General features: G+C 59.4%; 8 protein-coding genes. 7 read left to right on the forward strand and 1 reads right to left on the reverse strand.

Going from position 1 to position 10,467, the window contains the following annotated elements; translation table 11 throughout:
* The first annotated feature begins 610 nt into the window (after positions 1 to 610).
* The 3 genes from SR908_RS12925 (at position 611) to SR908_RS12935 (ending at position 3,744) form a co-directional block, all read left to right on the forward strand.
* Complete coding sequence (locus SR908_RS12925; RefSeq protein ID WP_246920547.1) at positions 611 to 1,810, forward strand: alpha-hydroxy acid oxidase; 1,200 nt, start codon at positions 611 to 613, stop codon at positions 1,808 to 1,810.
* 62 nt (positions 1,811 to 1,872) lie between these two features.
* A complete protein-coding gene (locus tag SR908_RS12930) occupies positions 1,873 to 2,541 on the forward strand; it encodes a GntR family transcriptional regulator (RefSeq protein ID WP_246920548.1) in 669 nt (222 codons plus the stop codon).
* A gap of 162 nt (positions 2,542 to 2,703) precedes the next feature.
* Complete coding sequence (locus SR908_RS12935; RefSeq protein ID WP_246920549.1) at positions 2,704 to 3,744, forward strand: fatty acid desaturase; 1,041 nt, start codon at positions 2,704 to 2,706, stop codon at positions 3,742 to 3,744.
* Positions 3,745 to 3,768: 24 nt separating this feature from the next.
* Here the strand turns inward: SR908_RS12935 and SR908_RS12940 are convergent, their stop codons facing one another.
* Positions 3,769 to 4,917, reverse strand: a complete 1,149-nt coding sequence (locus tag SR908_RS12940) for a PD-(D/E)XK nuclease family protein (protein ID WP_246920550.1) — start codon at positions 4,915 to 4,917, stop codon at positions 3,769 to 3,771.
* Between the two features lie 180 nt (positions 4,918 to 5,097).
* On the opposite strand from SR908_RS12940, the gene SR908_RS12945 reads away from it, so the two are divergent.
* From SR908_RS12945 to SR908_RS12960, 4 genes are all read left to right on the forward strand, one after another.
* Positions 5,098 to 7,077: a type I restriction-modification system subunit M gene (locus SR908_RS12945; protein ID WP_246920551.1), complete on the forward strand. Its 1,980-nt coding sequence runs from the start codon at positions 5,098 to 5,100 to the stop codon at positions 7,075 to 7,077.
* Positions 7,074 to 8,441, forward strand: a complete 1,368-nt coding sequence (locus tag SR908_RS12950; RefSeq protein ID WP_246920554.1) for a restriction endonuclease subunit S — start codon at positions 7,074 to 7,076, stop codon at positions 8,439 to 8,441. The genes SR908_RS12945 and SR908_RS12950 overlap by 4 nt, the downstream gene beginning before the upstream one ends.
* Positions 8,438 to 9,382 carry a GIY-YIG nuclease family protein gene (locus tag SR908_RS12955; RefSeq protein ID WP_246920557.1) on the forward strand — a complete coding sequence of 315 codons (945 nt, stop codon included), beginning with the start codon at positions 8,438 to 8,440 and terminating at the stop codon, positions 9,380 to 9,382. The genes SR908_RS12950 and SR908_RS12955 overlap by 4 nt, the downstream gene beginning before the upstream one ends.
* A 112-nt stretch (positions 9,383 to 9,494) precedes the next feature.
* Positions 9,495 to 10,406 (forward strand): Abi family protein, encoded by a 912-nt coding sequence (locus tag SR908_RS12960; RefSeq protein WP_246920559.1) that lies wholly within the window; start codon positions 9,495 to 9,497, stop codon positions 10,404 to 10,406.
* The last annotated feature ends 61 nt before the right edge of the window (positions 10,407 to 10,467 follow it).

Raw genomic sequence — 10,467 nt, forward strand, 5'->3', positions numbered from 1 at the left:
AGGCCTCGGTCAACAAGGCTGCCTTGTGCCGAGTTTCATTGTCGTGGGTAACGGCGCGTAAAGGTACCTCGGGAAGGACGCGGTCCTAAGTTCGGCTGCCATCGCGAAAGGGCCAAAGCTCTCTCACGGTCTGCAAGCCTCGACCTTCCTGTTCATCACCAGCGAGCCAAGACGTTTGTATTTAGACAAAAGTCTTTCTAGGCGCTTCCCAAAGTGAATACTAGTATATCAGTTGGCTCCATAGGGAGCCTTCGATGCCAGCGCCTGTATCAGCTAACGGGGAGCACAACAAATGACATACTCACTCTCAGCCATCATAGGCCGCACTCTGGTTGGTTCACCGGGGCCAATAGTTTTGCCTTGATGGCCATTCCTTTTTTCATCCTGGCCGGCGTGATCTTTGCTGGGTTATCCGGCTTCGCCGTTGCCGAGACCGCGGGGCTGGGGTCGATTCTTATCCCATGGCTTATGCGATCACGGTAGCGCAAGCTCCCTCCCAGATCGCAGCAGGGCTCACGAGCATTACGGATAGCCCGACCCTGATTCTCTTCCCCGAGATCGTGACCTACCCCTTAAGTATTCTGCACAACGGTTGAATGATGGAGCTGACATGAAAAGAAGCATGCCGCGTAGACGGCGCTACGATCAGGCACTAAGCATCGCGGAGCTTGCCGAGATCGCACGCCGACGGCTTCCGAACTTCGTCTATGAATACATTCATGGTGGCGCCGACGACGAAGTCAGCCTGCTGAACAATCGGGCCATCTTCAATCGCTACCGATTCACGCCCAAGACGCTGACCGATGTCAGTCAGCGGGATCTCGGCCGAGACCTGCTGGGCCACCGGGTGAGCATGCCGGTCGTGGTCGGGCCGACGGGGTTCAACGGCATGATCACCCAGGACGGGGATTCCAAGTTGGCCCGCGCTGCGGCGGAGCGGGGGATTCCGTTCACGTTGAGCAATGCCTCGACCGAGCCGCTGGAGGAGATCGCCAAGGTCCCCGGTGGATGGCCATGGATGCAGATCTACTTCTATCGCGACCATGACTATGTGAAGAATCTGGTCGACCGCTGTCGGGCGTCGGGCTACGACACCATCGTCGTGACCACGGACAGCGCCATCTACGGCAACCGGGAGTGGGACACGCGCAATTACGCGCGTCCCTTCGTGCTCAATTGGCGCAACAAGCTGCATGTGCTGAGCAGGCCCCGCTGGATGAAGGATGTGCTGTACCCGCATGGCGTGCCGACCTTCAAGAACCTGGGGGATCTGTTGCCGCCCGAGGATTCATCCGTGCAGGGCGCGGCCGCCGAGATAGGCAAGCATTTGATGCCCTCCCTGAACTGGGAGGACATTCGCTGGCTGCGGGATAACTGGTCCGGCAACTTGCTGATCAAGGGCATCCTATCGGTGGAAGAAGCCCGCACGGCGGTGGAATACGGCATCGACGGCATCGTGCTTTCCAATCATGGCGGACGCCAACTGGACAGCTCCGTCTCGCCGATGGAAATCCTCCCCGAGGTCAGGGCAGCCGTGGGCGACGCACTTACCATCTTGCTGGACGGCGGTTTCAGGCGCGGCAGCGATATTCTCAAGGCGGTACTTCTGGGAGCAGACGCGGTATTGCTCGGCCGCACGACGCTCTACGGGTTGGGCGCAGGCGGCCAGGCGGGCGTCGATCATGCACTTGGCATACTGTACAAGGAGATGGATCGCACCCTGGGACTTCTCGGATGCAGCAACCTGCAGGAGCTCGACCGCTCGTTGATACGCGATGCGTGCGCGCCGCCAACGGTTAGCCCCGCATAGGGCGGAAGGGTAGGATGGCGGTAACAGAGCGTAATCGGCCGCGTTAGCCAGGAGCCAAAAGCATGATGAAAGGGGTGCAGGAACGGTCGTCGAGTGATCGTGCCTATAGCGATATACGCGACAAGATCATCACCACCGTACTGAAACCCGGTGAAAGGATTCATGAAAAAGCGCTGTCGGAAGAGTTCGGCATCAGCCGCACTCCGATTCGCGAGGCCCTGATGCGACTGCGCTACGACGGTTTCGTCGATATCTTCGCCCAGCGCGGCACCTTCGTGACGCCCATTCGTCTCGAAGTCGTCAAGGCGGCCCACTACACGCGCTCGGTGCTGGAATGCGCCCTGATACGCGACGCCGCCGCGCACTGCAGCGACCGCGATGCTCAAGATTTATACGATAACCTCGAGCATCAGCGGCTCGTGTATCGGCAAGGGCAATACTACAAGATCGAAACCCTCGACGAAGAGCTTCATCAAAAGATTGCCGATATCGCTGGGCGCCCGTCAGTGTGGCAAATCATTTACCACGTTCAGCTGCATATCAATCGAGTCCGGGTGCTGTTTCTCAATGAGGAGCGCGTGCCCGCGATCGTCGAGGAACACACGCGGATTATCGACGCCATCGCCAACCGCGATCCCGACGCTGCGGAAAGCGCCATGAAAACGCATTTGCAGTACATGGACGAGAACATCCAGAAGCTGGCCGAAAGCTACTCGGAATATCTTTCTTGAGGGGGGAGGACACCAGCTTTGCGACCAATAGGGTGCGCCAGCGTACATACACATCACTATCCATCGGCGCATCCTGAGTCATGCCCCCTGAATTTTCAGGCACGCATCCTGCCGAGGCCACAGACCCCGACATGGCGTACTGGACCCGACAGGAGCCTACAGATGGATACCCGATTGCAGAAAAAAGACCTCACCAGCGAACCGCGCGCCCTCATGCGTGCCTTGGGAGACTACCGCACGCCACGCAATGTCCGCAGCGTCATCGAACTGCTGGTCACGCTGGTTCCCTTCATCCTTCTCTGGACCGTCACATGGGCGGCACTGAGTGCCGGCTACTGGCTTGGCCTAGTGCTCACCCTGCCCGCCGCGGGCTTTCTCGTGCGCCTGTTCATGATCCAGCATGACTGCAGCCATGGTGCCTTCTTCCCCTCTAGGCGCGCCAATGACTGGGTCGGACGGGCGATCGGCGTGCTGACGCTGACCCCCTTCGACTTCTGGCGCCATACCCACAGGCACCATCATGCCCATTCCGGCAATCTCGATCGCCCGCGTATTGGTGGGATCGACACCCTGACGGTCAAGGAATTTAACGCCCTGCCTCGCAACGAAAGGCTGCGTTACCGACTCTATCGTCATCCCCTCGTGCTCTTTGCGCTCGGCCCTGCGTACATATTCCTGCTCGACAATCGATTGCCGGTAGGTTTCATGCGCGCCGGCTGGATGCCCTGGCTGAGCACCATGGCGACCAATGCGGCAATCCTGGTCCTCATCGCCGCCATGATGTGGCTGGTAGGCATCGGCCCCTTCCTGCTCGTGCAACTGCCAATCACGCTGCTCGCCGGAACGATTGGTGTTTGGCTCTTCTATGTCCAGCACCAGTTCGAGGACACCTTCTGGGAGCACGAACCCGACTGGACCTTCCTGGAGGCGGCGCTGCACGGCAGCTCACACTACGACTTGCCCGGCATCCTGCGCTGGTTCACCGCCAATATCGGGGTGCACCATGTCCATCACCTGTGCAGCCGCATTCCCTTCTACCGCCTGCCCGATGTGCTGCGCGATTATCCCGAACTGCGTAGTATCGGCCGCCTCACCCTATGGCAGAGCCTCACCTCTATACGCCTGGTCCTGTGGGACGAAGAGGCGCACCGACTGGTGAGCTTCAGGGAGGCAAGGGCCGAAGAACGGGGTGCCGTGGAGTAAGAGGCCTACCCAGAGCCTTCTTCATCAGGCGTCCATCTGTTGGGCGGCCTTGTGCCGGACCTCGTCGGTTAGCGTCTTCAAGGCGTTATCGTGCTGTAGCAGGTCGATCACTTCACGAACGGCGCGGCGAATCGCATCGCGCTGTTCTTCCATGGTGGTCGTCCCGCGCAGTACATCGAGCAGGGGCGTCTCCAGGTACAGGGGATGGTGGCGGTTGGCCGGGCGTTCCTCGAGGTGATCGTAGAAGTGCCAGCCCTTGTGAGGTGTCAGCTCTTGAAGCTGTTGCACGATTCGCCGATAGCTCGGCAGTTGCGGGTAGATATCGTGCAGCTTGACCGAGAAGTCGAGAATGACGTTCAGCATCACCCGGTCGGTATGCCGGTTCTGCACCATGTGGTCGCGCCCGTCGAGAATCACCCCGACGAACAGCCCCGGCATCCAATGAAGGGGACCACCGACGGGGATCAGCTCGAACCCCAGCCGGCCCCAGCGCGTATTGGGGCCGCGTCCTTCATAGCGTTCCGCGAGCGGCCACTCCTCGTGCGCCAACGGTGTCAGCGCGGCCGCCAGTTGCTCCGGAAAACGCCACGCCACCGGGTAGAACGCCACCGCCTGATGGCTGATTGGCGCCGCCGGATGCAGCCCCTCATGCCGCAGCAGGGCCAGAAAGCTCGCGATATGAAAGTGCTCCGCCGGGTCGCTCAGCGTTGCGTGCCGTGACTCGAGCAGCGTGTATACGTCCTCCCAGCACAAGCAGCCGTGCGCTTCCTGCCGATGTTGGCCGGTATTGGCGGAGACCACGATCACCCGCGCGGTCCGGCCGGGAAACTCCGACGCTGCCAGCTCGCGATACTTGTTCACCTGCTCGGCCGAGAGCGGCGCATGCACCTTGTGCTCGAAAAGCAGTGCGCCGCCCGGCCACTGGGCGAGCATGTCGAGCCGCGCACCCGGATAGGGCGCTTGGGTGTCCCAGGTGATTTCCTGATCGGCATTGGGCAGCTCGATGCGCTCCGCCTCCGGCACGCATGTCATGACGGTGTCGAGAAAGGCATCGGCCACCTCGCGGGAATTCCGCAGCAGCCAGGCGAAAATCTCGGTGAGGTAATCCTCGAGGCTATCGCGGCCTTCTCGGGGGCGATAGCGGCGGAGGCTGACCAGCAGGGAGTCGTCCATCAATGCAGTCCTGGCAGTAAAGGGGATAGCCGCCACATGTAACGGCGCGTAAGGCGCGTAAAGGTACCTCGGAAAGGGCGTGATCCCAAGTTCGGTTGCCATCGCAGATGTTCAGTCGCGCCTGCTGCTTTATGATGGGCGCCAATCATGACATCAGCATCAAGCACGCGGGGAAGCACCTTGAACACAGAGAGTCATTCTCAGTTGGCCGCCTTCATCTGGTCCGTGGCGGACCTGCTACGCGGAAATTTCCGGCAATCCCAGTACGGTCGCATTATCCTGCCGTTTGCGCTGTTGCGGCGCCTGGAATGTGTGCTCGAGCCTTCCAAGGAGGCCGTGCTGACGGCGGCTCATACCCACCAGGCGAAGCCCGACCCCGTCCGCGAGAAACTGCTGCTGCGCGCGGCCGAACAACCCTTCTTCAACGCATCGCCGCTGAGTCTGGGGACGCTTTCTGATACCCAAACCGCCGATGACCTGCTGAGCTATGTGCAGTCCTTCAGTCAAGACGCACGGGAAATCTTCGAGCACTTCGAGTTCGAGAACTTCGTCCAGCAGCTCGGCGCCGGCGATCTGCTCTATCAAGTAGTGCAGCGCTTTGCCGCCATGGACCTGAGCCCTCAGCGGCTTTCCCACTACGGCATGGGGCTGGTGTTCGAGGAGCTGATTCGCAAGTTCGCCGAAAGCTCCAACGATACCGCCGGGGAACACTTCACTCCGCGCGATATCGTCCACCTGACTACCTCGCTGGTGCTGACTGGGCAGGACGACAAACTTACTCATGACGGCATCGTGACCGTTTACGATCCGACGGCGGGGACGGGAGGCTTTCTTTCCGAAAGCGACGGGTACATGCAGCAGGTTAGCGGCGGCATGAGCGTTTCTCCACACGGCCAGGAGCTCAACCCCGAGTCCTACGCGATCTGCAAGGCTGACATGCTGATCAAAGGGCAAGAGGTCGATCAGATCAAGCTGGGCAATACGCTCTCCAATGACCAACTGGCCGGTGAACGTTTCGACTTCATGCTTTCCAACCCGCCTTTCGGGGTGGAGTGGAAGAAGGTGCAGAAGGTGATCACCGACGAGCACAAGCACAAGGGCTACGATGGCCGCTTCGGTCCTGGCTTGCCGCGTGTTTCGGATGGTTCGCTACTGTTCTTGATGCACCTGGTGAGCAAGATGCGACCCCGCCAGGAAGGCGGCTCGCGTATTGGCATCATCTTAAACGGCTCGCCGCTTTTCACTGGCGGCGCCGGCAGCGGGGAGTCCGAAATTCGTCGCTACCTGCTGCAGCACGATCTGGTGGAAGCCATCGTCGGTCTGCCCACGGACATGTTCTACAACACCGGCATCGCCACCTACGTATGGATTCTCTCTAACAATAAGCTCGCCGAGCGCCGAGGCCAGGTGCAACTGATCGATGCCACCGGTCGCGCCAGCAAGATGCGCAAGTCTCTGGGCAGCAAGCGGCAGTTCGTCGCCGATCGAGATATCGAGGAAATCGTACGGCTCTACGGCGCCTTCCAGGAAAACGAAGAGAGCAAACTCTTCCCGGTCGAGGCCTTCGGCTACCGACGCATCACCGTGGAGCGCCCGTTGCGCCTCAACTTCCAGGCCAGCCCCGAGCGCCTGGCGAAGCTCGATGACGAGAAGGCCATTCAGAAACTCGACGCGGGAGAGCGCGAAGCGCTCAAGGGGGCTTGCGCGACTTTCGATCCTGAGCAGGTCTATACCAACCGCGACGCCTTCACCCAGGCACTGAAAGCCGCCTTGGCGGAGGCCGGGTTGAAGATCGGCGCGCCAGTACAAAAAGCCATTCTCAACGCACTCTCCGAACGTGACCCAGAGGCGGATATCTGCCGTGACAAGAAGGGCAATCCCGAGCCCGACACCAACCTGCGCGATTTTGAAAACGTGCCGCTGGGCGAGTCGGTGTTCGACTACTTCGAGCGTGAGGTGAAGCCCCATGTCCCCGACGCCTGGATCGACGAGGACAAGCGCGACCCGCTGGACGGCCGGATCGGCATCGTCGGCTTCGAGATTCCCTTCAACCGGCACTTTTACCAGTTCACGCCGCCGCGCCCGCTGGAAGAGATCGACGCCGACCTCAAGGCCTGCACCGACCGGATCAAGCAGATGATCGAGGAGCTGTCGGCATGAGTTTTCCGAAATACCCCGAGCACAAGGACTCCGGCGTCGAGTGGCTGGGAGAGGTGCCGGCGCACTGGAAGTTGGGAAGCTTTAGGTATTTGATCAAGTCACTCAGCAATGGAACCATTGCAAACCAAGTCGATCAGGAAGATGGCTCAGTAGCGGTTTCTAGGATAGAGACTATCTCAAAGGGAGAAGTTGACTTTTCGAAAGTTGGACATGTGAGGCCGAACGAGGTTGACAAAAGGTTTCTGCTTAAGGCGGGGGATATTCTTTTCTCGCATATTAATTCTTTGCCGATGATAGGAAATGCTGCTGTTTATATGGGAGGTAAGCCTCTTCTGCATGGAATGAATCTTCTACGAATTCAGCCGGAAGAATCTGTAGTCAGCAGCTGGGTTGCATATTGGCTGAAATCAAAAGTTATTCGACAAGAAGTTGAGTCAAGAGCCAAGCCTGCGATTAATCAAGCGAGTATATCCACAGGATCTGTTAAGTCGCTTCCAGCATTAATTCCTCCTGAGTCTGAGCAGAGGGGTATCACTTCCTTCCTCGACCACGAAACCGCCCGCATCGATGCCCTGGTCGAGGAACAACAGCACCTGATCTCGCTGCTCAAGGAGAAACGCCAGGCGGTGATCTCCCATGCCGTCACCAAGGGTCTCGATCCCGACGTGACGATGAAGGACTCCGGCGTCGAGTGGCTGGGGGAAGTGCCAGCGCATTGGGATGTCGTAGCTATCAAGTGGCTTTCAGCTGTTCAAAGAGGGGCTTCTCCACGCCCCATCGATGACCCTGCCTATTTCGATGAAAACGGCGAGTATGGCTGGGTACGAATTGCAGATGTAACGGCATCCAGCGGCCAGCTTGAATCGACCATGCAAACGCTATCTAAACTGGGTAGCTCTTTGAGCGTGAAGCTGCAACCAGGGAGCCTCTTCGTGAGTATCGCTGGCACAGTAGGTAAGCCATGCATCACTAGCATAAAAGCATGTATCCATGATGGGTTTGTCTACTTTCCGGAACTCACTATAAACCCCAACTTTCTTTACCAGATCTTTGAATCAGGGCTTTGCTATCTAGGGTTAGGAAAGATGGGGACGCAGCTCAACCTCAACACTGATACTGTTGGAGGAATCAAAGTGGCAGTTCCTCCCCACAATGAAATCGAAAAAATACTACAGACCCTCGAGCACGATCTTGGCAACATCGACACAATGTCTCGCCAAGCTGAAGAGATAGTTGCCTTAATGCAGGAGCGCCGCTCAGCCCTTATCTCCGCCGCTGTGACCGGCAAGATCGACGTGAGGGGCTGGATGCCGCCGGCTGACGCGGCGCCAGCACACCAGGACGCTCGCATGGAGGCGGTATGACCCAGGGACACAGCATCCGGCTCTTCTTGGTGGACGGCACGCCCAATGGCCTGCTTACCTCCGAGATCATGAACTGGACCGGCCATGTGCTCACCGGGCCACGCAGCAAGCTGAGCGAGTTGGTGCAGCGTCCGGAGTGCGGGCGTACCGGAATCTACTTCCTGGTGGGGCCGGATCCCGAGAACAGCCTGCGACCGTTGGTCTACATCGGCGAAAGCGACGATGTCGGCACCCGGCTGAAACAGCACAACCGGCCGGAGGACAAGGGCGGCAAGGACTTCTGGGAGAAGGTCTGCCTGGTCACCAGCAAGGACCAGAACCTGACCAAGGCCCACGTGAAGTACCTGGAGAGCCTGCTGATTCAGAGCGCCGGCCAGATCGGCCGCTGCAAGCTGATTAACGGCACCGCCCACGAGTACATCAACCTGCCCGAGTCGGACCGTGCCGACATGGCGTTCTTTATGGAGCAGATACGCACCGTGCTGCCGGTGCTGGGCCTCGACTTCCTGCGCGAGACCTCCCGCCCCTCGAGAGAGCCCGAAGCGACTACGGCTGCCGAGCCCGAGGCATCACCACGCTTCACCCTCGAAGTGCCCCGGCACGGCATCCGCGCCACCGGCCAGGAGATCGACGGCGAGTTCTACGTCTTCAAGGGCTCCCTAGCCCGGGGTAGCTGGGTCGGCACCGAGCGCGGCTATCAGAGCCTCTATAACCAGCTCTGCGAGGACGGGGCGCTGGTGGTCGGCAGCGAAGGCTGCCGAGTGTTCAGCGAGGACCAGAGCTTCAGCAGTCCTAGCGCCGCCGCCGCGGTGGTCTCCGGCCGCAGCGCCAACGGTCGGATCTCCTGGAAGGCGGAAGATAGTGGCCTGACCTACGGCGACTGGCAGGATCAGCAGGTGAGTGCCGCTGCGGCGCAGTCCGAGGAGATGGAGCCTACCTGATAAATGAGACTTGGCAGTGGGTCTTTGCGTCCTTATACTACTTCGTAACAACACCCCCCACGCCTCTCACTGAAGCGCACCTTGGGGGGTTACTTTTTTCTGGAGGTCGGTTTTGCGGTTCAATAAGCCCCCACTGAGCTTAGATGACCAGCTCGACCGGCTCATCGAGCGGGGGCTGACGGTGCCGGACCGTCAGAGGGCACTCCACTACCTGCGCCATCTCAACTATTACCGGCTGGGCGCTTATTGGCTACCCTTCGAGGCCGAACACCAGACGCATCGCCTGCGGCCTGGCACTACCCTAGACGACGTGTTGAATCTTTATGTGTTCGATCGGGAGTTTCGGCTGCTGGTGATGGATGCCATCGAACGTATCGAGGTTTCTATTCGCACTTGCTGGGCCTACCACATGGCTCACATGCACGGGCCCCACTTCCACCTCGATCCGGCCCTATTCAAGTCTCCGCATCGTTCCTGGCGCTACGAGGAGCGGCTTCGTGCCCTGGAAGGGGAAGTGCGGCGCAGCCAGGAAACCTTCATCCGCCACCTGAGTACCACCTACGATGAGCCGTTGCCTCCGATATGGGCTCTGGTGGAAATCATGACGTTTGGCCAACTGTCTCAGTGGTATGCCAACACGCGCCAGCGCCGGGATCGTAATTCTGTGGCACGTGAGTACGACTTCGACGAGAGCGTTCTGACCTCGGTGCTGCATCATCTGAGTACGGTGCGCAACCAGTGTGCCCACCATGCACGACTGTGGAACCGGGAGTTCACCTTCCTTCCCAAGCTGCCAAAGAAGCGTCCGGCAGCAGTTCTGGACACACTGTCCTCCGGTGCCTCGCGCCGTATCTATAATACACTCACCTTGATGCTGCACCTGATGGATGTGGTGAACCCTCACCACCATTGGCGGGAGCGGCTGATTGGCTTGATCGACCGGCATGCGATCAATGTTGCCGAAATGGGGTTCCCTGAGGACTGGCGAGACCGCTCCCTGTGGGTGATGCACCGGCCTAAGTAGACTTCTCCTTATGTTCCCAAACCGTTAGGCTGTTTCAAAAGATTACGCCGAGCGCAGGGAA

Origin of the sequence: Chromohalobacter canadensis (assembly GCF_034479555.1) — a bacterium.
GTDB lineage: Bacteria > Pseudomonadota > Gammaproteobacteria > Pseudomonadales > Halomonadaceae > Chromohalobacter > Chromohalobacter canadensis.